Source organism: Streptomyces adelaidensis, assembly GCF_016598475.1.
Lineage (GTDB): Bacteria > Actinomycetota > Actinomycetes > Streptomycetales > Streptomycetaceae > Streptomyces > Streptomyces adelaidensis.
On sequence record NZ_JAEMUX010000089.1, the window covers coordinates 1 to 24,529 of the forward strand.

Annotated in this window: 23 protein-coding genes and 2 pseudogenes; 9 read left to right on the top strand and 16 right to left on the bottom strand. The window is 72.2% G+C overall.

Annotated features, from left to right (window positions below):
• Together I8N67_RS34010 and I8N67_RS34015 are read left to right on the top strand one after the other, a co-directional pair.
• Window positions 1-356 (top strand): annotated as a pseudogene (locus I8N67_RS34010) (HAL/PAL/TAL family ammonia-lyase); the annotation flags it as partial.
• A complete protein-coding gene (locus I8N67_RS34015) occupies window positions 353-1,273 on the top strand; it encodes an amidohydrolase family protein (RefSeq protein WP_200308127.1) in 921 nt (306 codons plus the stop codon). The pseudogene I8N67_RS34010 and the gene I8N67_RS34015, both read left to right, overlap by 4 nt.
• Before the next feature lie 82 nt (window positions 1,274-1,355).
• Here I8N67_RS34015 and I8N67_RS34020 read toward each other — a convergent pair whose 3' ends face one another.
• The 3 genes from I8N67_RS34020 to I8N67_RS34030 all read right to left on the bottom strand — a co-directional run bounded on the left by I8N67_RS34020 (window position 1,356) and on the right by I8N67_RS34030 (window position 4,861).
• Window positions 1,356-2,774 carry a cytochrome P450 gene (locus I8N67_RS34020; RefSeq protein ID WP_200308128.1) on the bottom strand — a complete coding sequence of 473 codons (1,419 nt, stop codon included), beginning with the start codon at window positions 2,772-2,774 and terminating at the stop codon, window positions 1,356-1,358.
• A 163-nt stretch (window positions 2,775-2,937) separates the two neighbouring features.
• Entirely contained in the window at window positions 2,938-3,558 is a 621-nt protein-coding gene (locus I8N67_RS34025) for a phosphoribosylanthranilate isomerase (protein ID WP_307835453.1), read from the bottom strand.
• Window positions 3,559-3,634: 76 nt separating this feature from the next.
• Window positions 3,635-4,861 carry a PucR family transcriptional regulator gene (locus tag I8N67_RS34030; RefSeq protein WP_200308130.1) on the bottom strand — a complete coding sequence of 409 codons (1,227 nt, stop codon included), beginning with the start codon at window positions 4,859-4,861 and terminating at the stop codon, window positions 3,635-3,637.
• Between the two features lie 332 nt (window positions 4,862-5,193).
• Here I8N67_RS34030 and I8N67_RS34035 point away from each other — a divergent pair, with 332 nt between their 5' ends.
• Together I8N67_RS34035 and I8N67_RS34040 are read left to right on the top strand one after the other, a co-directional pair.
• Window positions 5,194-6,069, top strand: coding sequence for a DUF4394 domain-containing protein (locus tag I8N67_RS34035; RefSeq protein ID WP_200308131.1), 876 nt, complete (start codon window positions 5,194-5,196; stop codon window positions 6,067-6,069).
• Between the two features lie 243 nt (window positions 6,070-6,312).
• Window positions 6,313-7,296, top strand: coding sequence for a sporulation protein (locus I8N67_RS34040; protein WP_200308153.1), 984 nt, complete (start codon window positions 6,313-6,315; stop codon window positions 7,294-7,296).
• 76 nt (window positions 7,297-7,372) lie between these two features.
• Here I8N67_RS34040 and I8N67_RS34045 read toward each other — a convergent pair whose 3' ends face one another.
• The 3 genes and pseudogenes from I8N67_RS34045 to I8N67_RS34055 form a co-directional block, all read right to left on the bottom strand.
• Entirely contained in the window at window positions 7,373-8,758 is a 1,386-nt protein-coding gene (locus I8N67_RS34045) for an LCP family protein (protein ID WP_200308132.1), read from the bottom strand.
• Between the two features lie 227 nt (window positions 8,759-8,985).
• Window positions 8,986-9,190, bottom strand: a pseudogene (locus I8N67_RS34050) (M56 family peptidase); the annotation flags it as partial.
• Window positions 9,191-9,196: 6 nt separating this feature from the next.
• The gene (locus I8N67_RS34055; RefSeq protein ID WP_200308133.1) at window positions 9,197-9,583 is read right to left on the bottom strand and encodes a BlaI/MecI/CopY family transcriptional regulator; all 387 of its coding nucleotides are present in this window, start codon (window positions 9,581-9,583) and stop codon (window positions 9,197-9,199) included.
• A gap of 170 nt (window positions 9,584-9,753) precedes the next feature.
• Here I8N67_RS34055 and I8N67_RS34060 point away from each other — a divergent pair, with 170 nt between their 5' ends.
• Together I8N67_RS34060 and I8N67_RS34065 are read left to right on the top strand one after the other, a co-directional pair.
• Window positions 9,754-10,329, top strand: coding sequence for a TerD family protein (locus I8N67_RS34060; RefSeq protein WP_200308134.1), 576 nt, complete (start codon window positions 9,754-9,756; stop codon window positions 10,327-10,329).
• A gap of 10 nt (window positions 10,330-10,339) precedes the next feature.
• Window positions 10,340-11,002 carry a hypothetical protein gene (locus I8N67_RS34065; RefSeq protein WP_200308135.1) on the top strand — a complete coding sequence of 221 codons (663 nt, stop codon included), beginning with the start codon at window positions 10,340-10,342 and terminating at the stop codon, window positions 11,000-11,002.
• A gap of 33 nt (window positions 11,003-11,035) precedes the next feature.
• Here I8N67_RS34065 and I8N67_RS34070 read toward each other — a convergent pair whose 3' ends face one another.
• The 4 genes from I8N67_RS34070 to I8N67_RS34085 all read right to left on the bottom strand — a co-directional run bounded on the left by I8N67_RS34070 (window position 11,036) and on the right by I8N67_RS34085 (window position 14,170).
• On the bottom strand, window positions 11,036-11,467 hold the full coding sequence (locus I8N67_RS34070; RefSeq protein ID WP_200308136.1) for a DUF7144 family membrane protein: 432 nt from the start codon (window positions 11,465-11,467) through the stop codon (window positions 11,036-11,038).
• Between the two features lie 34 nt (window positions 11,468-11,501).
• Window positions 11,502-11,972: an SHOCT domain-containing protein gene (locus I8N67_RS34075; protein ID WP_200308137.1), complete on the bottom strand. Its 471-nt coding sequence runs from the start codon at window positions 11,970-11,972 to the stop codon at window positions 11,502-11,504.
• A 106-nt stretch (window positions 11,973-12,078) separates the two neighbouring features.
• A complete protein-coding gene (locus I8N67_RS34080; protein WP_200308138.1) occupies window positions 12,079-13,428 on the bottom strand; it encodes a hypothetical protein in 1,350 nt (449 codons plus the stop codon).
• 49 nt (window positions 13,429-13,477) lie between these two features.
• Complete coding sequence (locus tag I8N67_RS34085; RefSeq protein ID WP_200308139.1) at window positions 13,478-14,170, bottom strand: HdeD family acid-resistance protein; 693 nt, start codon at window positions 14,168-14,170, stop codon at window positions 13,478-13,480.
• Between the two features lie 210 nt (window positions 14,171-14,380).
• On the opposite strand from I8N67_RS34085, the gene I8N67_RS34090 reads away from it, so the two are divergent.
• Window positions 14,381-14,929, top strand: coding sequence for a potassium channel family protein (locus I8N67_RS34090; RefSeq protein ID WP_200308140.1), 549 nt, complete (start codon window positions 14,381-14,383; stop codon window positions 14,927-14,929).
• Between the two features lie 25 nt (window positions 14,930-14,954).
• On the top strand, window positions 14,955-16,379 hold the full coding sequence (locus I8N67_RS34095) for a DUF2252 domain-containing protein (protein ID WP_200308141.1): 1,425 nt from the start codon (window positions 14,955-14,957) through the stop codon (window positions 16,377-16,379).
• A gap of 48 nt (window positions 16,380-16,427) precedes the next feature.
• Here I8N67_RS34095 and I8N67_RS34100 read toward each other — a convergent pair whose 3' ends face one another.
• The 3 genes from I8N67_RS34100 to I8N67_RS34110 form a co-directional block, all read right to left on the bottom strand.
• Window positions 16,428-16,625, bottom strand: coding sequence for a DUF8691 family protein (locus I8N67_RS34100; protein WP_200308142.1), 198 nt, complete (start codon window positions 16,623-16,625; stop codon window positions 16,428-16,430).
• A 111-nt stretch (window positions 16,626-16,736) separates the two neighbouring features.
• The gene (locus tag I8N67_RS34105) at window positions 16,737-17,258 is read right to left on the bottom strand and encodes a hypothetical protein (RefSeq protein ID WP_200308143.1); all 522 of its coding nucleotides are present in this window, start codon (window positions 17,256-17,258) and stop codon (window positions 16,737-16,739) included.
• A 230-nt stretch (window positions 17,259-17,488) separates the two neighbouring features.
• On the bottom strand, window positions 17,489-20,200 hold the full coding sequence (locus tag I8N67_RS34110) for a winged helix-turn-helix domain-containing protein (protein ID WP_200308154.1): 2,712 nt from the start codon (window positions 20,198-20,200) through the stop codon (window positions 17,489-17,491).
• Between the two features lie 334 nt (window positions 20,201-20,534).
• Here I8N67_RS34110 and I8N67_RS34115 point away from each other — a divergent pair, with 334 nt between their 5' ends.
• A complete protein-coding gene (locus I8N67_RS34115; RefSeq protein ID WP_200308144.1) occupies window positions 20,535-21,581 on the top strand; it encodes an amidohydrolase family protein in 1,047 nt (348 codons plus the stop codon).
• Window positions 21,582-21,672: 91 nt separating this feature from the next.
• Here the strand turns inward: I8N67_RS34115 and dmpG are convergent, their stop codons facing one another.
• From dmpG to I8N67_RS34130, 3 genes are read right to left on the bottom strand one after another with little or no spacing between them, the layout of a single operon-like run.
• Window positions 21,673-22,692, bottom strand: coding sequence for a 4-hydroxy-2-oxovalerate aldolase (gene dmpG, locus I8N67_RS34120; protein WP_200308145.1), 1,020 nt, complete (start codon window positions 22,690-22,692; stop codon window positions 21,673-21,675).
• Window positions 22,689-23,663 (bottom strand): acetaldehyde dehydrogenase (acetylating), encoded by a 975-nt coding sequence (locus I8N67_RS34125; RefSeq protein ID WP_307835454.1) that lies wholly within the window; start codon window positions 23,661-23,663, stop codon window positions 22,689-22,691. The genes dmpG and I8N67_RS34125 overlap by 4 nt, the downstream gene beginning before the upstream one ends.
• Window positions 23,660-24,496, bottom strand: a complete 837-nt coding sequence (locus I8N67_RS34130) for a 2-keto-4-pentenoate hydratase (protein WP_200308146.1) — start codon at window positions 24,494-24,496, stop codon at window positions 23,660-23,662. The genes I8N67_RS34125 and I8N67_RS34130 overlap by 4 nt, the downstream gene beginning before the upstream one ends.
• Window positions 24,497-24,529: the final 33 nt, after the last annotated feature.

The following is a 24,529-nucleotide window of genomic DNA, read 5'->3' on the forward strand; positions in this document are numbered from 1 at the left end:
CCGCCAGCAGTCCGAACCCCCGCCACGGCGCCGCCGCCGTCGAGGACGACTCGACCAACGCGTCGCTCGGCGCGCGCCGGCTGACGACGCTCCTCACCCGGCTGCGGCAACTGCTCGCCGTGGAAGCCGTGGTCGCCGCGCAGGCCGTGGATCTGGCGGCGCCCCACGTAGTGGGGCGGGGTCCGGCGTTCCTGCACCGCGCGATCAGGGAAGTTGTTCCCCGCCTGGACGACGACCGGCCCTGCGGGGTGGACGTGGAGGCGGTGAGCCGCGACATCCTGGGGTCCGACGGCGTCCGGCGCACACTGCGCGCCCTGATGGGGGCTGCGTCGGGCTCGGTGGGAGGAACGTCATGACCAACTGCGACGTGCACCAGCATCTGTGGACCCCTGCGCTGGTGACGGCCCTGCGGTCGCGCCGCGAACCACCGTTCCTGGACGGCTGGACCCTGTACCTGGACGGGGAGCCCCCTTACGGGATCACGCCCGCCGACCACGACGTCGCCCGGCGCGCGGAACTCGCCGCCACCGACGGCCTCGGCCGGGCGCTCGTCTCCCTGTCCTCCCCGATCGGCGTGGAGTGGCTGCCCGCGACACAGGCGCGCCCCCTGCTCGACGCCTACCACGAGGGCGCGGCCGCGCTCCCCGAGCCGTTCGGCGCCTGGGCCGCCGCCTGCGTCCGGGACGTCGACGCGAAGGCGACCGCCGAGGACCTCGACCTGGGCTTCGCCGGCCTCCAGCTCCCGGCGAACGCCCTTGCCGACGCGGCCGGTTACGCCCACTGCGCCCCGCTGCTCGACCTGCTCGAAGAGCGCGGCCTCCCGCTGTTCGTCCACCCCGGGCCCGCGCCCGGCGGATCCGGGGGGCCCGGCTGGTGGCCCGCGATGGTCCCCTACGTCCAGCAGATGCACTCCGCCTGGTTCGCCTTCCGCGCCTTCGGCCGACCGCGCCATCCCCGGCTACGGGTGTGCTTCGCCCTACTGGCCGGGCTCGCCCCGCTGCACGGCGAGCGCTTCGCCGCCCGGGGCGACGGCAGCGACACCGGGCCCGATCCGGACGTCTTCGTCGAGACCTCCTCCTACGGCCCGACCGCCGTCGACGCCGTGGCCCGCGCCCTCGGCGTGCAAGCCGTCGTCCAGGGCTCGGACCGCCCCTACGCGGAGCCCCCGCAACAGCCCGGCCACGGCCTGGGCGGAGCGGCGGCGTACGCCTTCCGCATCGCCAACCCCCGGCGGCTGCTCACCGGGAAGGAGTCGTCATCCACCCGGGAGTGAAGTCCCGGGCTTGCACGACGGGCGCCACTGACTGAGCAAGCCGAGGGCGGGGTTGTCGCGTCGGTTGTGCAAGCGCCGGGTCTCAGCGGCCGGGGCGGATCAGCCCCGTCAGATAGCGCCACAAGGACGAACGCTGCCGGGCGGACGGATCCGGTGCCACCGGCCCCACCGCCTCCCCCACCGGCTCCAGATCCGTGCTCTCCCACGGCGGCCGCTCGGGCGTCGGCGCGCGTTCGTACCGTACGGGGAGCGAGCGCAGGCCCCGCATGAAGGGGGAGGAGCGCCAGGGCAGTTGGTCGACGGGCAGGGCGAGGTCCAGGTTCGCGAAGCGCTCGAAGAGACGGCCCACTCCGACGGCCGCGACCGTCGAGGCGAGTTCGCGGGCCGGGCACTGGCGGGGGCCCGCGCCCCAGGACAGGTGGGCCCGCGTACTGACCGTGGTGCTCGGCGCCACATGGTCGGCGAAGAGCGGGTCGGCGTGGGCCGCGGCGGAGGAGACCCAGACCGGGTCGCCCGCGCGGATCGTGTAGTTGCCCAGCCGGGTGTCCTCGGCGGCGAAGCGCGGCACGAAGTTCACCAGAGGCGGCTTGCGCATGACAACCCGGTTCATGGCCTCCCGGACCATGCCGGCGGAGAGGCTGGCCCGCACACTGTCCTCGCCCGAGAGGACCTCGACGACCGTGTTGGAGATGAGGATGCCGACGTGGTCGGAGGTCATGCCCAGCAGCATGAACAGCTCACGGGCCAGCTCGTCGAGCGAGAGGCCCGGGTGGGCGGCCAGCAGATAGGAGGGGAAGTCCTCGCCCGGTGTCTTCAGCTTCAGCTCGGCCAGTTCCGCCAGCGCGCCCAGCAGCCGGTCCAGGGCGGGCCCCGCGTCGGGACCCGCGTCCAGTACCCGCCACATGTCCATCAGGGCGTCGTCGCCCTGCGATCCGGGGAAGCCGAGCAGATGGCTGGCCACCATCAACGGCAACGGCCGGGAGAACTGGGCGGACAGGTCCGCGAGACCCGTGCCGCCCGCCTCGCCCATCAAGGTGATCAGTTCGTCGGCGTAGGCGGTGACGGCCGCCTTCAGGCGCTTCGCCTGCGGGTTGCGCGGGTCCTGGAACGGCCTGAGCGCCAGGTCCCATGCGGTCCGCAGCGCCGGGTAGCCGGGGCCGCCCTGGATCAGTACGTGGTTGACCTCCAGGGACGGCCCGAGCGGCCAGTCGGCCGGCACCCGGCCCTCCGTACGGGCCCGCCAGTTCTCCAGCCCCTTCGGCCACCCGCCGTCGTCCTGGAGCACCTGGAGTGCCTCCCGGTACCCGAGGACCAGCCAGGCGGGTACGCCCAGCAGGTCGACCGGCGCCACGGGGCCGTGCCGCTGCCGCAGCCGCTCGTACACCAGCGAGGGGCGCGTCTCGTAGTCACGGGTCAGCAGCGGCTCAGGAGACATCGTCTCCAGCCCCGTGTCCCGCAATTCCACGGACCCGCCCTCGTCCGTCTGGGTTTCCCTCACCATGCCGCCCCTCCGACACTCCCTGTACCGGCGCACCTTCAGTCGGTAGCCGGAACGGTGGGGACCCTACCCCAGGGTCACTTCCGGGGGAACGGCGGGCATCACTACTCACAGCTCCGTCCTCACGACCCACAGCCGTGGTCCTGGTGACTTCGGCGGTGACCAGTCAGTTCCCGGTGCGGGCGGCCTCGATGAACGCCGTGATCAGCGCGGGGTCCTTGACGCCTCGGCTCTGCTCGACGCCGCTGGAGACGTCGACGCCCCAGGGGTGGGTGGCGGCGACGGCGGCGCGCACGTTCTCCGGGCTGAGGCCGCCGGCGAGGAGCCACTTGTCGCCGGGGGCGGCCACTGGTTCGCTCGTCCAGTCCCAGGCGATGCCGGAGCCGGGGACGGGAGCGTCGACGAGGAGCATGTCCTCGCCGAACTCCCCGCAGCGCGGCACCGAGTCGCCGAACGCGGCGGCGCGGATCAGGGTCCAGCCGCCCTTCGCCAGGTCGGCGTAGTAGGCGCGGTCCTCGGGGCCGTGGAGCTGGACGGCCCGGATTCCCGAGTCCGTGGCCAGGGACCGTACGTCGGACAGCGGTTCGTCGCGGAAGACGCCGACCGTCAGGACGTGCTCCGGGACGCGACGGCTCAGTCGCGCGGCCGTGGCGGCGTCGATCCGGCGCGGGCTGGCCGAGAAGACGAACCCGACGGCGTCGGCGCCGGCCTCGACGGCCGTGTCGACGTCCTGCTCGGTCTTCAGACCGCAGATCTTGACGAAGAGGGAATCAGTGGAGTTGCTCACCGCCCCAGCCTGCCGTATCGCCGCCGGAGGCGGGACGGCGCCCACCTGCCTCCGCCCGCCACCTCCGCCCGCGCGGTCAGCGCCACGCTCCCGACAGGTGCCGCGCGACGACCGCGCCGAGGGTGCGCACACCCCGGGTCGAGCCGGGGTCGAGGCCGGTGAGTTCCCGCACCCGGCGCAGGCGGTAGTCGAGGGTGCGGGTGTGCACGTTGAGGGCGGTCGCGGTGACGCCCCGGTGCATGTCGTGGCGGTAGTACGCGTCGAGGGTCGCGACGAGGTCGGGGCCGGAGTCCAGGTTCCGGGCCACCGTGCGGAGCCATTCGTCGACGAACGGCACGTCCGCGACGGCGAGTTCGACGAACACGTCCGCCAGGGTGTGCGGTCGCGGCCGGGCGGACGGTGGGCGCAGCGGGGCCGCCCGGCTGATCCGCCGGGCCCGGTCGAGGGCGTCGGCCAGGCCGGACAGCGGTGCGGTGGCGGTGCCGACGGCGCAGGGCCGGCCGAGGGCGAGGGCGAAGTCACGTACGAGTTCGGGTAGGTGGGCGGGGATGAGCTCGGGCAGGAGGTCGGGGACGAGGTGCGGCGCCGCGGTGCCCGCGAGCGGAACCAGGGCGATCAGCTCACCACTGCCGTCTCCGTGCTCCGGGCCCCATACGACCGGCACCTGATGGCTCTTCACCAGAGTCTCGATCTCGTTTTCCAGGAATCGGTCGACGGTGGGCCGGTCCGGTAGGCGGAACACCGTCACCGCGCAGTAATCGGGCAGTTCCAAGTCGACGGCCGAGGCGAGTTCCGCGGATATCGGATCTCCGTCCAGCAAAGACCGGGCGAGCAGGGCGACCTGCTCGACATAGGGTATTCGGCGGCGCAGTACGCGCACGAATCCCTGGCGGTAGGCGCCGATGCCGCGATCGCCCTGCGGGGCGAACCAGGTCATCATCCGCATGAGTTCGTCGACGCCGCCGCCGCGCTGGGCCTCGGTCGCCTCGTTGATCTCGCGCAGCATGAGCGCGGTGTGCACGCGCAGCACCTGCTGCCGTCCGTCGAGCGACATCCCCGCACCGGCCCGCAGTTCCCCCATGGACGCGATGTAGCCGAGATCGTCATCGCTCAACTCACCGTTGTGCGGCGATAGTTCGACCGTGCGATGCCGTAACCACATCGAGTGTTCCAGCGTCTCGACCCGAGCCCGGGGGTCCTTGTCCAGGAACCCGAACTCCGGGATCTCACGCGTGTACGTCTCTACCTCCCGTCGGGCGTTGGTCGACACCTGACGGGCCAGTTCGGCGAAGAGGCTCCCCATGGAGGCGAGCATGTCATTCCGGACGAACGGGGCGACAGTCGAGATCCGGACGGCGTTCATCACTCCGCATAAATCGGCGGCAAGTATGCCGACAGGGTTTTTGTCACCATGTGCAAAATTCTCGGATCGGGGCGTTCCCCTCCCGGCTTCCGCTTGTGGAGGAGTCGTAAAGCAGCCTTAATGAGAACCGCCTAGACGCCCGTGGGGGAAGAGCGGGGCAATCATTCCGGCACGACTCCGGAAGGGCTCCGGCAATCAGTACGGGCGCGGGTACGAAATTCCTCAGCCGGGCGCCACACGATGGCGCTCGCCCAAACGGGAGGGAAACCCCGATGAAAGCAGGCACGAGAAAGAGAATCACGGCGGCGATGGCGGTCGTGGTCACGTCGACGGCACTCATGCTCGGTATGCCGGGCACCGCTTCGGCCGCCCCCGCCGCCGTCCCCAGTCTGCGCGCGTTCGGGATCAGCGGCGACGGCACCCTCATGGCCACGTTCACGACGGACAGGCCGGACGTGCTCAACTGGGTGCGGGTCATCACCGGGCTCAGCGGCGACACGGCCCTGGTCGGGATCGACTTCCGGGTGCAGGACGGCCTGATGTACGGAGTGGGCAACAAGGGCGGCATCTACACGATCAAGACCCCGCCGGCCACCACGGACGTCGTGGTCACCAAGGTGTCCCAGCTCCAGTACGCGCTGACCGGCACGCAGTTCGGCGTCGACTTCAACCCGGCCGCCGACCGCCTCCGCGTGATCAGCGACAACGGCCAGAACCTGCGGCACAACCTCAACGACCACACGACCATCCAGGACGTGAACCTCACCACCCCGCCGACCGAGGGCACGACCAAGGGCGTCACCGCCGCCGCGTACACGAACAACGACCTCAACGGGGCCACGGCGACCACGCTGTTCGACATCAACACCAACAGCGACCAGGTCGTCATCCAGTCCCCGGCCAACAACGGCACGCTCGCCCCCACCGGCAGCCTCGGCATCGATGCCCAGCTCAAGGCCGGCATGGACATCTACAGCACCCTGTCCGGCGGGAAGACGGTCGACAACGCCGCCTTCGCCTCCCTCACCCCGTACGGCGCGTCCACCCCCTCCCTGTACAGCGTCAACGCCTTCACGGGCGAGGCGACCTTCATCAAGCAGTTCCCGCTGAACATCACCGACCTGGCCATCTCCCTCACCGGCAGCTGACCCCCCGCCCATCGGCTCACCCCTCGCCGCGGCCCGGCCACCTCCGGACCGCGGCGAGTCGGTCCCCACCGACGGCTCTTTTCGGACTTTCCCCATGGCCGCCCCCCGGGCACGGCGTGAGCGGTCCATGATCCCCCTATGCTTCTACATGCCTGTAGAGGCAGCATGCCCGTACAGGCGACAGCCCCCACGAAGCACGCGTAAGACACGCAACGCACGTACGTTTAAGGAGTGGACGCCACGATGGTGTTCAAACGACTGCTCGGTTCGCTCGGCGTGGGCGGTCCCACGGTCGACACGGTCCTCGAACCGGGCGCGGTCCGCCCCGGTGGCACACTGACCGGCCGGGTCCATCTCAAGGGTGGCGACAGCGACTTCGAGATCGACCACATCACCCTGGAGCTGGTGGCCCGGGTCGAGGCCGAGCACGAGGAGGGCGAGAGCGAGGGCGTCGCCGTCTTCGACCGCTCCACCGTCGGCGGCGGCTTCCGGCTCGCGGCGGGCGAGGTGCGCGAGATCCCGTTCACCATGGCCCTGCCGTGGGAGACCCCGATCACCGAGCTGTACGGGCAGAGCCTGGGCATCGTGCTCGGCGTGCGCACCGAACTGGCCGTGGCCGGCGCGAAGGACAAGGGCGACCTGGACCAGCTCAGCGTCACTCCGCTGCCCTCGCAGGAGGCGATCCTCGAAGCCCTCGGTCAGCTCGGCTTCGGCTTCAAGTCCGCCGACCTCGAAGTCGGCCGGATCCGCGGCACCGGCCAGCGACTCCCCTTCTACCAGGAGATCGAGGTCACCCCGGCCCCGCGATACGCCCACCAGGTCAACGAGATCGAGCTGACCTTCCTCGCCACCCCGGCCGGCCTGGACGTCGTCCTGGAGGCCGACAAGCGCGGCGGCCTCTTCTCGGAGGGCCACGACACCCTCACCCGCTTCACCGTCTCCCACGACGAAGCCGCCCACCAGGACTGGAACACCCTGGTCGACGGCTGGATGCGGCAGCTGGTCGGACAACGGGCCGCGTACGGGTCCGACTCCCCGTACGAGCAGGGGAGTTCACACGGCCACGGCGACGGCCATCGCTCCGGCCCCGGCATGGGCACCGCCGTCGCGGCCGGTGCGGCCGGGCTCGCGGTCGGTGTGGTGGGTGGCATGGTCGCTGCCGAGGTCGTGGACGAGGTGGGGGACTTCTTCGAGGGTGACGAGGAGGAAGAGGAAGAGGAGGGCTAGCGGGCCGTGGTGGGCCGGGAGACGGCGGTCGGTGTCTCCCGGCCCACCCGGGTCACCGCGGCCCTTCGGGACACGGTCACCGCAGCTCGTCGAGGTCCAGATCCGTCCCCACGACCAGGGTCACCACGCCCGCAGCGGCGTCCGCGGACCGAGTGGCGCTGGTGTCCGGCAGTCGCGCGGCGAGGACGGCCGCCTGTTTGGTCAGGTCCGCCGGGTGGGTGACCGTCGTATCGCCGGTGGTCTCGGGCGCGTTGCCCGTGCCGACGACGGTGAAGCCGGCCTCGCTCAGCTTCTCGGCGACGGCGGCGGCGCGCCCGGTGACGCCGGTGCCGTTGAGGACCTGGACACGCACCGAGGACGCGTAGATCAGGTCGTTCTCGGCCTCCGTCTGCAGTCGCTTCTTGTCGACCTCCTTGTCCTTGGCGAGGGAGGTGAACAGGTCGGCGGCCTGCGGGTACTGCCAGACGATGTTGGCCTTGTCGGTGGGTACGTCCGCCTCGCGGGGGTAGTTGGGGACGGTCAGGAAGGTCAGACGGTCGCTCGGGATGCCCTTGAGTTCGGAGGCGAGGTCGTAGAGCGGGTCGATGCCGGCGAGATCCTCGTCCGTGGTCAGGGACTTGGTGGCGGACTGCATGAAGTCGTAGAGCGAGGTGGGGCTGGTCAGCTTGGACTGGGCCTTCGCCGCGAGGGCCTCCATGAACTCCTGCTGACGGCCGATGCGTCCGATGTCGGAGCCGTCACCGACGGCGTAGCGGGTCCGTACGTAGCCGAGCGCCTTCTCGCCCTTGACGGTCTGGCAGCCGGCCTCCAGGTCGAGGCGGGCCTTCTCGTCATGGATGGCCTCTTCCGGGCAGACCTCTATGCCCTCCAAGGCGTCGACCATCCCCTTGAAGCCCTGGAAGTCGACCGACATGAAATTGTCGATCCGCAGACCGGTGTTGGCCTCGACCGTCTTGATCGAGCAAGCGGCCGCCCCGGCGACCTCGCCGCCGCTGCCGCCGATCGCGAACGCCTCGTTGATCTTCGCCAGATGCGCGCCGGACGTGCCGCCGTCACCGTTCTCGCACGCCGATATCTCGACCCATGAGTCCCGCGGGAACGACACCACGGTCGCCCACTCCCGGTTGGCCGGGACGTGCAGCACCATCAGCGTGTCCGACTGCATGGTGGTGAGGTCCTTGCCGTACTTCGCGTTCGCCCCGTCACGGCTGTCCGAGCCGACGACCATGATGTTCTTCGAACCCGGGCTGAGATTGACCGGACGGTCCCCGCCGAGCTTGTCGTCCACGTCGGCGGACGTGATGTTGTCGTCCAGGTCCTTGTACACCCAGGCGCCGACACCCCCGACCCCCAGCACGAGCAGCGCCGCGCTGCCCGCGATCCACCCCACCGCCCGGCCCCGCCGCGTGAGCCGCGTCCCGCCGCCCCCGGTACCCGCGCGCCGCCGTCCCGTACCGCTCACCGGCCTTCCCCCGCCTCGGCCGCACCCGGCCGGTCGACTGCCCCCTGAACGTCCGGCACTGATGATCACCGGACCCGAGGACTCTAACAATCAGGTAGATATCCATGGGGAGATACGTACGGCCGCCGGACTCGTCTCATCGTGCCCGGCGGCGACGGCGGTCACAGGGGTGTCGCGGCGTACAGGATGAGGACCATCGTCACGGCCGAGTTCGCCGACGACGGACAGCCGTCGGGCAAGGGGTCGCCGGGCAGTTGCGCGGTGCCGACCGCCATCAGCGGGCCCAGGCACACCGTGCTGCACACCGCCATCACCACGGCCACGCCGGTGAGCAGCCGGGTGGCGGTCCGGATGCGGTCGCTGCTCGGCCGGCCACACGATCGGCCACGCCGTGAGCGGCAGGACCAGCGGCAGGAAGACGAACACCCCCATGACGCCTCAGGCTTCCCCTTCGCCCTTCGCCCGGCCGAGCAGCTCACGCAACAGCCGCTCGTCGTCCGGCGCCAGGGAGGTGACGAAGCTGGCCAGCACCGCCTCGCGGTCGCTCTCGCCGTCGAGCACCCGACGCATCCTGTGCGCGGCCAGGCCCGCCTGGTCCGCGGCCGGGGTCCACACGAAGGACCGGCCGGCGCGCTCCCGGGTCACCGCGCCCTTGGCGAGCAGCCGGGTCAGGATGGTGATCACCGTCGTATAGGCGAGGTCGCCGCCCAGCCGTTCCTGCACCCGTCCCGCGCTCGCCGGGCGGTCCGCCTCGCGCAGCGCGGACAGGACGAGCGCCTCCAACTCGCCCTGTCCCCGCCGCCGGGGACGCCGCTGGTCCGTCACGCCTGTCTCCTTTCCGCTGCTCCGCCGCCCTGATCTACAGAATTGTAGAAGACGAGTTGCCCAAAGAGCCCCGCCACCTTCTACAGTGTTGTAGATTTCGAATCGGGGCCCAGCCGGGCGCCGAGCCGTTCAAGGCACCACGACATCAAGACACCAACAAGGAGTGCGCTGTGGGAGTTTCCCTGTCCAAGGGCGGCAATGTCTCGCTCAGCAAGGCGGTACCGGGTCTGACGGCCGTTCTGGTCGGGCTGGGCTGGGACGTGCGCACCACCACGGGCACGGACTACGACCTCGACGCGTCGGCGCTGTTGCTCGACGCCGCAGGGAAGGTCCCCGACGACGGACACTTCGTCTTCTACAACAACCTCACCAGCCCGGACGGTTCGGTCGAGCACACCGGCGACAACCTCACCGGTGAGGGCGAGGGCGACGACGAGGCGGTCAAGGTGAACCTCGCGGCCGTGCCCGCCGAGGTGCACCGGATCGTCTTCCCGGTGTCCATCCACGACGCCGAGAACCGGGGCCAGAGTTTCGGCCAGGTCCGCGGCGCCTTCATCCGCGTCGTGAACCAGGCGGGCGGCGCCGAGATCGCCCGCTACGACCTGTCCGAGGACGCCGCCACCGAGACCGCCATGGTCTTCGGCGAGCTGTACCGCAACGGCGACGAGTGGAAGTTCCGCGCCGTCGGCCAGGGTTACGCCTCCGGACTGGCCGGGATCGCCGCCGACTTCGGCGTCAACGTCTGAGGAGGGACCGGTGACCGGGCCGTACCGCCCGACCGGTCTGCGCGCCGAGGACCGGTCGGATTTCGAGGCCGTACTGCGACTGGCACTGGACACCCCGGAGATCCGGGACGTCCTGGGCGCCGATCCCACCGGTCTTGCCGTACGGCGGCTGCGGGTCCGGGCGTTGGCGGACGCCGACGAGATCGTGGCGGCGGCGGGGGGTGAATACCGCGCGTATCTGGCGGTGGTCGCGTCCGCCGCCGGGGCCGGGCGTGCCGAGGAGGGGGCCGGGGAAGCCGATGGGCGCACATGGCGCCGGGCCGCCGATGCCGAGCTGCTGCCCCTGGTGGCGGTGCTCACGCCGCTCCTGGCCGGCTCCGCCGCGGCGGTCGTGCTCGTCCTCGGCCACCTTCTGCGACTGACCGGCGTACAGGGCCCGTTGCCCGGCTCGCTCGTATCCGCCGGCTGGACGCTCGCCCTCTTCGCGGTCACCAGCGCCCTGCTCGCCTTCGCCGCGCTGTTCCGTACGGCCATCCGCGGCTCCACCACTCCCGACGGATCGGAGCAGGCGCGACTGGCCTGGCAGCAGGCCCTGTTGAAGCGCGGCATGCTCCCGCATCTGCGCCGCCGTATCCACGAGGAGCGGGGCGGAGCCGAGCCCGGCGCTGCGGGCTGCGGCTCCGCCGAGGCGTAGGGCGCCACCGGCTCCAGCCGTGGGTGCCCGAGGTCAGAGCGACTCCGTGGAGTCGTCCCGCTTCACCACGCACAGGGCCCAGATGATGAAGGCCGAGAAGGCGATCATCACGATGGACCAGACGGGGTAGTACGGCAGGGAGAGGAAGTTGGCGATGATGATGAGGCCGGCGATGGCGATGCCGCCGACGCGGGCCCAGAGGGACGCCTGGAACAGGCCGAGGCTGACGAGGACGGCGACGGCGCCGAGGGCGAGATGGACCCAGCCCCAGCCGGTGAGGTCGAACTCGAAGACGTAGTTACGGGTGGTGACGAAGACGTCGTCCTCGGCGATGGCCATGACGCCCCGGCAGATGTCGAGGACGCCCGCGATCATGAGCATGACGGCGGCGAAGGCCGTCAGCCCCTCGGCGAACGGCCGGGACCGCTTGGTCGGATGTACGTGCCCGGTGTGTGTGGCGGTCATACTGCTGCCTCGATTCGGTGTCGTGCGGGCGCGCTCAGCGCCCGGAGGCGGATGTGCCGGCGCCGGTCTGCCGCGACGGGCCGTGGCCGCTCAGGACCAGTTCCTTCGCACGGCGGAACTCGTCGTCCGTGATGTCACCGCGCGAGCGGATCTCGGAGAGCTTGGCGAGTTCGTCGACGCTGGTGGGTTGTCCGCCGCCGCCCTTGGCCGTCTCCCGGATGTAGGAGTCGAAGGCCGCCTGCTGCGCCCGCGCCTGTGTCACCTCGCGGTGGCCCATGTTCCGGCCCCGGGCGATCACGTAGACGAACACGCCCAGGAACGGCAGGAGGACGACGAACGCCAGCCAGCCGGCCTTGGCCCCGCCGCTGAGGTCGTCGTCCCGGAAGATGTCGACGACGATCCGGAAGAGCAGAACGAACCACATGATCCACAGGAACAGCCACAGCATGGACCAGAAGACGCTCAGCAGCGGAAAGTCGTACGCGAGGTAGATCTGCTCACTCATGTCTCTCCTCCTCCGTCCCGGGCGTCCACCCGGAACATGTGCTCCGCCGTACCCGGCGTGCCCGTGGCGCCGTCTTCAGCGTGCGCACGGCAAGGACCGGGTGGCCTCACCCGGCGCGGGTGAGGCTGTCCTCGTCCGGGGCGGGATCCGCGGCGGCGGCGAGGACCGCCACGAGCGCCAGTGCGACCAGGACCAGGACGGCGACGAGGACGACCCCGCCGACGGTGGGGTGGTTCCAGAGGATGAGGGCCAGGGCGCCCGCCCCGAAGACGATGCCGGTGGTCCACGACCGGTGGGCGGCCAGACGGCGCCCGGTCCGCCCGGTGCGCACTCCGGTGCGTCGCAACCCCTGCCCGGCCGCCGTGGCGCCCCGCTGGGCCAGCGCCCGCACTCTGCGGGCGAGCCGCCCCGGACCGTACAGATAGGCGGCGAGCGCCGTGGCCAGGAAGACGATGAGGAGGGTGCGCGTGCTGTCGCGCAGGAAGCGGAGGAAGGTGTCGAAGACGGCCGCGGCGGCGTCGGGCGGGAGTGCCTCGGGTGGGACGGAGTCCAGGTAGACACGTCGTAGGACGGCCAGCGCGACGAGCAGGACCACCATCGTCAGGCTGATGCCGAGGGACGTGATCAGCAGCATCACCCGGTGTCCTGGCGCGGTCCACACGGCCAGCGCGGCGAGTGCCACGGTGATGACGGGCAGCCAGGTGCCGAGGATGTCCAGCAGTCGCATGCCGTCCTGCGCCTTGCCCAGCTCGTCGGTCTGGAACAGTGTGACGGTCCGGTCGGTGTCGGGGATGGCGGCGGCCTTGTCGAAGCCGGCGTCGACGAGGCGCTGCCGTACCTGGTCGACGACGGAGCCGACGTCGAGCTGGACGGTGTCGCCGGTGGCGCTGAGGGCGCCTTCCCGCTGTCCGGTGAGCATGTTCACCACTGCGGCGTGCGCCCGGCGGTTCGAGCCCTCCCATGCCTGCTGGAAGACGTCGCTGGTGATGACCCGGGTGACGTTGCGGTCCACGACGGTCCTGACCGCGGAGCGCAGCGGCGCGTCGAGGGCCGCGGCGCCTTCCACGACGCGCGGTGGCGCGCCGGAGTCCGCGAGCACCTTGGTGAGGGCGTCCGTCACCGCCTCGACGTCCACGTTCCGCACCACCTCGTTGGTCAGCCGGTCGATCACGACCTGCTGCACGGCCGGGTCGGACGCGAGGGGTGCGACGGTCTCCACGTACCGGTCGGTGTCGGCGACCGTGTCGTGCACCCAGGCCGCGACGACGGCGAGGGGCGCGAGCAGGAGGGTCACCACCAGCAGGACGGTGGCGCCCGCCTTGCGCAGTCGCCGGTGGCGTACTCCCGCGTGCCGGCGCAGCCGCTCGTACTCGGCGCGTTCCGCGGCGGTCAGCGGGTGACCGGTTCCACCGCCGGAGCCGGGGTGGGACGGTACGGAGTTCTTGCCCGAGACCATGGATCCTCCTCGATGCGGGATGCGGTCGAGCGGGGGGCTGGACGGCCCCTCAGGCGCTTCGCGCCGGGGGGCTGGACCTGCGCAGGGCGGCCCGCCAGGCGAGGGCGACCGCCGCCTCGGCCAGGCCCAGCAGGACGAGCCACAGACCGAGCAGCCGGGTCAGCGCCGTGGCCGACTCGGTCGGCAGGGCCAGTACCACGATCCCCGCGACGATGCCGAGCACCGCGACGCCGAGGACGAAACCGCGGTGGGGCAGGTCCTTGGCGGCGAGGCCGGTGTAGAGCGTGAGGATGCCGGTCGCCAGCCAGACGATCCCGACGATCAGGGAGAGCGCGGCGATCGTCTGGAGCGGGTGCCGCAGGCACAGCACCCCGGCCAGGACGTACAGCAGTGCGAGAAGCAGACCCGGCAGCCGTTCGCCGTGCTCCTCCCGGGCGAAGACGTCGACGAACCGGAACGCCCCGATCGCGAGCAGGTACAGGCCGATGAGCACCGCGAGGACGTGCAGGGTCTCGTCCGGCCAGACCAGGACGATGACACCCGGCACGAGCGTGGCGAGCGCCGAACCGAGGATCCACTTCCAGGAGCGGCCGATCCTCGCCAGCGCCTCCGCCGGGTCACCCATCGCGCCGGTCGCCGCCCCGCCGAGGGAGCCGTCCGCCCCGGCGAAGGCGTCGTCCGCGCCGCCAGGGGTGTCGTCCGTTCTTCCGGTACGCGGTGCCGGGCCGTGGGGCACGGTCATGGCTCCTCCTCACGTCGTTCTCGCGCGGCGGTGCGCGGTGGTGGGCGGTGGCCTCACCGAGCCAGCGTCCCGCCGGCCGTCGGCCGTCGGATCACCCCCGGCGGGTGATCCCCGTATGCCGCCGGGACGGTGAGGTGGAGGTCCGGGGACACACCCCGGCGCGCGAGCGGCACGGACGAAGAGGACCGAAGAGGACCGAAGAGAGCTGAGATGAGCGATCCAGCGGCGGACCGGGGGCAGCCGGCTCCCGGACGGCGTGCGACGGCCGTCGCCGTGGTGCGGGCCGTGTGCGTCGCGGCTGGGCTGGTCACCGCGTACTACCTGCTGCCGCTGGACAGGCCCGGCTCGCACGGCAGCTGGGCCCTGCTCGTGTGCGGGCTGGTGGCGGTGGCCCTGGTCTTCCTGTGGGAGGTGCGGTCCATCGTGCGCTCGTCCTGGCCCCGGCTGAAGGCGGTCGAGGCGCTGGCGGCCACTCTGGCGCTGTTTCTGGTGCTCTTCGCCAGTGCGTACTACCTGCTGGAGCGGTCCACCCCCGGGTCCTTCAGCGAGCCGCTGACCAGGACGGACGCCCTGTACTTCACGCTGACGACGTTCGCCACCGTCGGGTTCGGCGATATCGCCGCCCGGTCCCAGCCGGGCCGGGTGATGGCGATGCTCCAGATGCTCGGCGGGCTGCTCCTCGTGGGCATCGCGGCACGCGTGCTCGCGGGCGCGGTCCGGGCGGGCCTGCGGCGGCAGGGCCGGGAGCCGCCGGACTAGGACAGCTGTTCAGGAGGTCTGAGTCATGACCGTGTCGAGCACATTCACGGCGTCCCTGCCGGTGGCCGAGAGGGCCGCGTACGGCCGGGACGCGCGCAAGCGCGCCTCGCGTTCGAGTCACGGCGGGTTCGAGGCGATCGCGGACAGGGGGAGCGGGAAGCGGCCCGACCCGATCGAGGTCATAGAGCGTCAATCGCTCACCAGGCTCCCGGAGTTGGTGCCGATCCGCTACGGCCGCATGCTCGAATCCCCGTTCCGCTTCTACCGTGGCGCGGCGGCGATCATGGCGTCGGATCTCGGCCTGCTCCCGAACACCGGCCTGACGGTGCAGCTCTGCGGGGACGCCCATCTGCTCAACTTCCGGCTGCTGGCCTCGCCCGAGCGTCATCTGGTTTTCGACATCAACGACTTCGACGAGACCCTGTCCGGGCCGTTCGAGTGGGACGTCAAGCGGCTGGCGGCCAGTCTCGCGATCGCGGGCCGGGCCAACGGCTTCACCGTCAAGGAGCAGAGCGGCGCGGTGCGGGCCTGTGTGAGGGCCTACCGGGGGCGGCTGCGCGAGTTCGCCGGCATGCGCACCCTGGACATCTGGTACGCGCAGGACGACGCCGACCGGCTGCGGGAGCTGATGGCCTCGTCGATGGGCGAGGAGGGCAGAAGCCGTACGGCCGAGGCCACGGCCAAGGCCCATACGCGCACGCATCTCCAGGCATTCGAGAAGCTCACCCGGGTCACGGCGCAGGGCCGGCGGATCGCGCCGGACCCGCCGCTGATCACACCGCTCCGGGACCTGCTGGCGGACCCCTCCGAGGAAGGGCAGGAGAGGGAACTGCGCAATGTCCTGGACGCGTACGCGCGGACCCTTTCGTCCGAGCGCAGGCACCTGCTGCGTCACTACCACGTGGTCGACATGGCCCGGAAGGTGGTGGGCGTCGGCAGCGTCGGAACGCGTTGCTGGATCGTGCTCCTGCTCGGCCGGGACGACACCGATCCGCTCCTGCTCCAGGCCAAGGAGGCACAGGAGTCGGTTCTCTCCGCCCAGCTCGGCGGCCCCGGTTACGACAACCAGGGCCGGCGTGTGGTGGCCGGACAGCGCCTGATGCAGACGACCAGTGACATCTTCCTGGGCTGGACCCATGTCGTGGGCCTGGACGGGCGGGGCCGGGACTTCTACGTGCGGCAGCTGCGCGACTGGAAGGGCATCGCCCGGCCGGACACCATGGACCCCGCACAGCTCCAGCTGTTCGCACAGCTGTGCGGCGCCAGCCTGGCGCGGGCCCACGCCCGCTCCGGCGACCCCGTCGCCATCGCCGCCTATCTGGGCGGCGGCGACCGCTTCGACCGCGCGCTCGCCGAGTTCGCGCAGGCCTACGCCGACCGGAACGAGCGGGACTTCGAGGCGCTGGGCGTCGCCGCCCACACGGGCCGGGTCCGCGCCGAGAACCTCTGAACCGTTGCCCCACTCCTCGGCTCACTACCGCTGCCCCCGCTCCTCGGCTCACTCCGGCAGCTGGCGCATCTCCAGGACCCGTAGCCCCAGGGACTGGCAGCGGGCCAGCAGCCCGTACAGGTGTGCCTCGTCGACGATGTGCCCGAACAGGACGGTGTGGCCGGACATCAGCACATGGTCCAGCTCCGGGAAGGCACTGGTCAGCGCCTCCGACAGCTGTCCGTCGACGCGGATCTCGTAGCGCATGAGCCGTATCCCCCTTCCCTCGGAGCCTTGGGACCGGCGGGCCGCCGCCGGTCCTCCGATCGTCCGTCCCGGGGCACCCGCGCGGCCTCACCCCGGGAAGGTGAGGTCGGTTCAGTGGGTCAGCCAGAGCTTGAACGAGATGATCAGGAGACCGAGCACCAGGTTCACCGAGGCGGTGGCGGCGACCAGTCCCCACGAGGCGCCGGCCCGGCGTGCCGCGGCCGCCGACCAGCCCACCTGTCCCGCCACGGCCACCGAGAGCGCCAGCCAGAGGGCGCCGGACAGGTCGAGGCCGAGGAGAGGGCTGACGGCCACGGCGGCGGCCGGTGGGACGGCGGCCTTGACGATCGGCCACTCGTCGCGGCACACGTGCAGGACGATGTGGCGGTCCAGGCTCCGCTGTGCGACCCGCGCCCCGAACAGTTGGGCGTGCACATGCGCGATCCAGAAGGCCAGGCCGGTGAGGAGCAGCAGGAGGACGAGTTCCAGGCGGGGCGCGGACCCCAGGCTGCCGGCGCCGATGATCACGGACGCGGCCAGCATGGATCCGTAGACGCCGCCGGTGTAGTCGGCGCCGGCCCGGCGTTCGGCGCCGCGCTCGGCCCGGGACATGGCACGCTCGGTCGCGGACATCCGCGCGGCCTCCTTTCGGCCGGGTCGGCCCGGGACGCCTACGGAGTCGGCCGGGCAGCGACCGCAGCCGACCGGCCGCCACCCCCATCGCAACCGAAGAACCCGCCCCGCGCCTCACCCGCCACGGGCGAACCGGCCGGCGCGCGCGCCGCCGACGCGCGCCGACGCCACGAAGGCGGGCGCGGGGGTGGGAGCACGACAGGGGCGGAGCGGAGGTGGGGGCACGGGCGTCACAGCAGTCGCAGCTCGCGTGCGCGGCGCACCGCGTCGTTGCGCCGGTTCACCGACAGTTTCCGGAAGACGCTCTTGAGGTGGGTCTTGACCGTGTTGACGGAGACGCACAGGTCGGCGGCGATCTCCTCGGTCGACATCAGCTGGGCGAGCCGGCGCAGCACATCCCGCTCACGTCCGCTCAGTTCCTCCACGACGGGCGGCCGCTCGTCGAGCCCGGCGGGCGGCGGGCCGGGAGTGAGCCAGCCAGCCGCCAGGCCCCGCAGCGGCGCGGTGTCGAGGAGGGGCCGGAGCCACCCCCCGGCCTCGGCGAAGGGTCGGCGCAAGCGCTCGCGCCGCGCCTCGCGGAGCGCCTGCGCGACGAACCGGCGGACCGCGACGGAGTCCCCCGCCGCTGCCGCGGCCTCGGCGCGCACCAGCAGGGCGCGTACGGTCACCGCGGGGCCGGCGTGGCTCTCCGGGCCCAGTCGGTCCAACAGGTCGAGCGCCGCGCGGGGCCGGCCCGCGACGAGCTGGGCCCGCGCCTCCCCCACGGCACACACCGCCTGGTGGCCGGGGACCGTGTGCAGCAGCTCGGCGGCGGCCTCGGGCCGGCCTTCGGCGAGGTGGGCGGCGGAGGCGACCAGCGCCGTGTGTCCCGCGGCCCAGGGGGAGGCCACGTCGGCGGCCACGGCCGGTTCCGTCGCTTCGAGCGCGGCCCGGGTGTCGCCACGGGCCAGCAGCATACGGGCGGTGGCGATGGTGCGGCCCGCCTCCGTCACCGGGTCGCGCATGTTGGGGCGGGCGTCCGCCGCCGCGTCGAGGTGCCCCTGGGCCAGCCGCAGATCGTCGCGGTCGACGGCCACCGCGGCCAGGACCAGCCGCCCGATGCCGAAGCCGGAGGACTGCGGCAGGCCGTACCGCTCCGCCACGGTCAGCGCCGCCATGGCCTTGCGTTCCGCCCGGCCGAGCCAGCCGTTCAGATAGTCGATCAGGGCGAGCCGGCCGAGGGAGTCCTCGCGCGGCAGCGCCGTCGCGGCCCCGCCGGAGCAGTCGGCCACCAGACACAGGGCGGCCCGCGCCTCCTCGAAGTGGCCGGCCCACAGCCGCGTCGAGCCCAGATGGGCCAGGAGGAGGGCGGTGAGTTCGGGGTGCTTGGCGAGGAGGTGGCCGGGGACCGTCTCCTGGAGTCGCTCGGCCGCCCCCGCCGCCAGTTCCGCCCTTCCCGGCGACCCGGTGAGCCGGGCGGCCAGCGCCTCCAGCAGCGCACAGCTCAGCCAGGTCGCCGCCGGGCCCGGCCCGTCCTCCGTCGCCGCATCCGCCTCCCCGTCCGGCGCCGCCCGGTTCTCCTCCCCCGCCAAGGTCCGCTCCGCGTGCCGCAGGTGGGTCAGGCCACGGTCGAGGTCGCAGCGGGAGAGCGCGCGGGCCGCCCGTACGAGATCCGTGGCGGGGGTCGTGGTCTCGGGGCCCATGCGGGAGAAGAGTTCGGCGAGGTCGTCGGAGCGCAGGCCGGTAAAAAGCTGGCCGATGGCGAGGTCGTCGACGAGGGCGCCGGCGGTGAACTCCCAGTCGCCCGCGGCCGCCCCGTGGCCGAGCGCCTCCGCGAGTGTCCCCGAGCGCCGCAGCCACTGAGCGGCCCGCCGGTGGAGTACGGGCTCCAGGCCGGGCGAACGCACCCGCAGATGGGCGCGGAGGATCTCCCCGAACAGCGGATGGAGGCGGTACCAGGCGTGGCCGAGGTCCTCGACGAACGCGTTCTCGCGGTGCAGCCCGGTCAGGATGCCCTCGGCGTCGGCGCGCTCGGTCAGGACGTTCGCCAGGTCCGGGCAGAACCGCTCCAGGACACTGACCCGCAGGAGCAGATCTTGTGTCTCGGGGGTCTGCCGCTTGAGGACCTCCGCGAGCAGGAAGTCGGCGACCGCCGTGCGTTCGGCCTCGAACCGCTTCAGATATGTCTCCGGGTCCGGGCTCTCCCGCGCGGCCAGCGCGCACAGCCGCAGTCCGGCGGCCCAGCCCCGGGTGCGTGCCACGAGCGCCTCAGCGGCGGGTGCCGGGACCCGCAGCCCGTGCAGCCCCAGCAGTACGGCCGCTTCCCCGGGTGTGAAGGCCAGCTCCGCGTTCCTGATCTCCGTCATGTCACCGGCCGCCCGGTGGCGGTGCAGCGGCAGCAGCGGTTCGGTGCGGGTGACCAGGATCAGGCGCATGCCCCCTGCGGCGTGGTGCAGCAGGAACTCCAGCTGTTCCGCGATCTCCGGGGCGCTCACCCGGTCGTACTCGTCGAGCACCACGATCACGGGCCGGTCCCGGGCAGCCAGTTCGGTGGCGAGCCTTGTCAGCAGCGTACGGTCCACGCGGCTCGCGTCGGCCGGGCAGCCGATCTCGACGGGCAGCGGCACACCGGCGGCGCGCAGGGCCTGGAGGAGGTACGCCCAGAACATGCCGGGGCGCGGATCGCCGGCTTCGGCGGTGAGCCAGGCGACCGGCCGGTCCCGCGCCTCGGCCCAGTCGGCGACCAGCAGGGTCTTCCCCGCGCCGGCGGCCCCGTTGACCATGGTCAGCGGCGTCCGGAGGGCCTGGTCGAGGTGGTCGGCCAGCCGCTTCCGGCGCAGGAACGTGGCGGGGCGGGCCGGTACGGCGAACCGGGTGCGCAGGAAGGGGTCCCCGTGGGGATCGGCACACGGGACGGCCGGCCCCGAACCGCTCTCCCCGAACCCGAACCCGAACCCTGCCATGGCGCTCACCACCCCTGCTCGTCCGATCATGGGCAGCGCTCCTCGTTCAGCATCCCAGTGTTCCCGCGCGGCCGCGCGGCACGTGGGTGCCGTCACGCCCGCGCATACACCGCGAGCATTGCTGTAGCGTTCACTCCAATTGGAGCGATCGCTACATCAAGGGCGCTACACCAAGAACCGGAGGCGACCCCGGTTGTCCAGGAGAGGCGGATTCCGTGATCAGGCAGCGAGCCCCGCGCACGCGCGGGAAGTACGGACACGAGGTGGAGTGGCGTCGGCGGGTCCTCGACCTGTTCGCCGACGGTGAGGTCCGGAAAGCAGAGGAGGTCGCGTGATGACGAACAACCCCGGCCGGATCGACGTCCATCAGCACGCCGTGCCGTCCTTCTACCGCGACCGTCTCGCCAAGGCCGGCATCGCCGAGGCGGGCGGCCGCGCCCTGCCGGAGTGGAGCCCCGAGGGCGCCCTGGACCTGATGGCCCTGCTGGGCACCGCCACGGCGATCCTGTCCGTCTCCACGCCGGGCACCGGCTTCCTCACCGACCCGGGCGAAGCCGTGGCGCTGGCCCGGGTGCTCAACGACCAGGTCGCGTCCGTCGCCGCCGGCCACCCCGGCCGCTTCGGTCACTTCGCCACGCTGCCCATGCCCGACCCGGCCGCGTCCGCCGCCGAGGCCGCCCGCGCCCTGGACGAACTGGGCGCCGACGGGGTCACCCTGCTGGCCAACAACCAGGGCACCTACCTGGGCGCCGCGGGCCAGGATCCCCTCTGGCGCGCTCTCGACGACCGCGCCGCCGTCGTCTTCGTCCACCCCGCCGAACTCCCGGGTCCGGCCGTCCCCGGCATGCCGCCCTTCGCCACGGACTTCCTCCTCGACACCTCCCGTGCCGCGTTCCTCCTGGTCCGCAACAACGTCGTGCGCGACTACCCGAACATCCGGTTCATCCTGAGTCACGGCGGCGGCTTCACGCCGTACGCCTCGCACCGCATGGCCGCCGCCATCTCCGCCGAGACCGGTCGCAGCACCCTGGACGCGCTGGACGACTTCCGGGGCTTCTACTTCGACACCGCCCTGACGTCGAGCCCAGCCGCCCTGCCCAGCCTGCTCGCGTTCGCCCGCCCGGGCCACGTCCTCTTCGGCAGCGACTGGCCCTTCGCCCCCGCCGCGGCCGGCCAGTACTTCGCCACCGGCCTCGACACCGGTGTCGATCCGTCCACGCTGGCGGCCGTCAACCGCGTCAATGCCGAGGCCCTCTTCCCGCGCCTGGCCACCGCCCCGGTACCCCGGCCGACGCTCCCGGCCCCGACCCGTCTGCGGCACTCCGCGCAGCGGGCCGCCGCGCGTCTCCTCTTCAAGCTGGTCCAGCCCGGCACCGATTGAGGCACCGCCGGCTGTGCCCGTCCCCCACCAGGCACACGTGATGCGGTGGCCGGGCGTCGCCGATGTCGACGCCCGGCCTCCGCATCCGGGTTCAGCCCTCGCCCTCCGCGCGGGCGACCAGGTCCAGCGCGATGTCGGTGATCATGTCCTCCTGCCCGCCGACCATGCCGCGCCGGCCGACCTCGACGAGGATGGTGCGGGTGTCGAGGCCGTAGCGGGTGGCGGCGGCCTCGGCGTGGCGGAGGAAGCTGGAGTACACGCCCGCGTAGCCGAGGCTGAGGGTCTCGCGGTCCACGCGTACCTCGCGGTCCTGGAGCGGTCGTACGAGGTCGTCGGCCGCGTCCATGAGGGGGAAGAGGTCGCAGGCGTGCTTGAAGCCCATCAGGTCGGCGACCGCGATGAACGCCTCCAGGGGGCAGTTGCCCGCTCCCGCGCCCTGTCCGGCGAGCGAGGCGTCGACGCGGACGGCTCCGCTCTCGACGGCGACGACACTGTTCGCGACGCCGAGAGCCAGGTTGTGGTGGGCGTGGATGCCCAGCTCGGTGGCCGGGTCGAGGACGTCGCGGTAGGCGCGGAAGCGGTCGCGTACGCCGTCCATGGTCAGCCGGCCGCCGGAGTCGGTGACGTAGACGCAGTGGGCGCCGTACGACTCCATCAGCTTGGCCTGGCGGGCGAGTTCGGCCGGTTCGGCCAGGTGGGACATCATCAGGAACCCGGCGACGTCCATACCCAGTTCGCGGGCGGCGGCGATGTGCTGGGCGGAGATGTCGGCCTCGGTGCAGTGGGTCGCGACGCGGACGCTGCGGATGCCGAGGGTGTGCGCCTGCCTGAGGTCGTGGAGGGTGCCGATGCCGGGCAGCAGCAGGGTGGTGGGCACCGCCTGCCGCGTGGCGTCCACGACGGCCTCGATCCACTCCCAGTCGGTGTGGGCGCCGACGCCGTAGTTGATGCTGGAGCCCGCGAGCCCGTCGCCGTGGGCGATCTCGATCGCGCTCACGCCCGCGGTGTCCAGCGCGGTGGCGACGGCGCGGGCCTGGTCGACGGTGTAGCGGTGCCGGACGGCGTGCATGCCGTCCCGCAGGGTCACGTCCTGCACATACAGACGGGTCATCGGGATGCCACCTCCGTGGCCACGGGGGTCTCCCCGCTCGAGCGAAGCCGGGAGTGGGGGAAGGCGGCCATGCGTTCGGCGGTGCGCAGCGCGGCCGAGGTCATGATGTCGAGATTCCCGGCGTAGGCCGGGAGGTAGTGGGCGGCGCCCTCGACTTCGAGGAACACCGACACCTTCAGTGCCTCGCCCGCGCCGGGGGCGAGGGTGCGCAGCGGGTCGTCGGCCGGTACGCGTTCGAACTGGACCTTCTGCTTGAGGCGGTAGCCGGGCACGTAGGCCTGGACGCGGCCGACCATCTCCTCGACGGAGGCCGTCAGGGCCTCGGTGGCGCAGTCGGAGACCAGGCAGTGCACGGTGTCCCGCATGATCAGCGGGGGTTCGGCCGGATTGAGGACGATGATCGCCTTGCCGCGGGCGGCGCCGCCGACCCGCTCGATGGCCGAGGAGGTGGTCTCGGTGAACTCGTCGATGTTCGCCCGGGTGCCGGGTCCCGCGGAGCGGGAGGCGATGGAGGCGACGATCTCGCCGTAGTGGACGGGCGTCACGGCGTTCACCGCGGCCACGATCGGGATGGTGGCCTGGCCGCCGCAGGTGACCATGTTGACGTTCGGGGCACCGAGGTGGTCGTCGCCGTTGACCGGCGGGACGACGTACGGGCCGAGGGCGGCGGGGGTGAGGTCGACCAGGGTGCGGCCGAGGGGGCGCAGTACCTCCTCGTGGTGGTGGTGGGCGCCGGCCGAGGTGGCGTCGAAGACGATCTCGATGTCGGCGAACTCGTCCAGTGCGACGAGTCCCTCGACGCCCTCGTGGGTGGTGGCGACCTTGAGCCGGCGGGCGCGGGCCAGGCCGTCGGAGGCCGGGTCGATGCCGGCCAGCGCGGCGATCTCCAGGGTCTCCGACAGGCGCAGGACCTTGATCATGAGGTCGGTGCCGATGTTGCCGGAGCCGATGATGGCGACCTTGGTGCTCACCGCTGGTCTCCTTCCGTGCCGAAGGCGACCCGCACGGAACCCAGTTCCGAGATGTGCGCCTCGAAGATGTCGCCGGGGGAGGCCGGGGCCATCGGGCCCAGGGCGCCGGTCAGCACGAGATCGCCGGCCCGCAGCGGGTCCCCGCGCTCCGCGAGGGCGGAAGCCAGCCAGACCGCCGCGTTGAGCGGGCTGCCGAGACAGTCGGCGCCGGAGCCCTCGGAAGCGATCCCGCCGTTGCGGGTCATGGCCATCGTCACCGAGCGGAGGCCGACCCGGGTCAGCGGTACGGGGGTGCCGCCCAGGACGTACAGGCCGCTGGAGGCGTTGTCGGCGACCGTGTCGACCAGGGAGATGTCCCATTCCCGTATCCGGCTGTCGACGATCTCCAGCGCGGGCAGCGCGAAGTCGACGGCGCGCAGCACGTCGACGACCGTGCACTCGCGGTGCGGCAGGTCGCGCCCGAGGACGAGCGCGACCTCGGCCTCCACCTTCGGCTGCAACAGCCGCCCGGCGGGCACCTCACCGCCGTCGGGGACCGCCATGTCGGCGAAGAGCGCGCCGAAGTCGGGCCGGTCCACGCCGAGTTGGCGCTGTACGGCCACGGAGGTCAGGCCGATCTTGCGGCCGACGATCCGGCGTCCGGCGTCCTGTCCGCGCCGGACGTTCAGCTGCTGCACGGCGTACGCGGTCTCCAGGTCGCCGCCGTCGTCGAACAGGTCCCGCACGGGCGGGCAGGCGGCCCCGGTGCGGGCTGCGTCCGCCAGCAGGTCGGCGGCCTTGATCACGGCCGGTGGAGCGGCGTCCGGACGGATGCCGTCGAGCACAGTCGACACAGGGTGCCTCCAGAGGGGCGAAGGGGAAGCGGG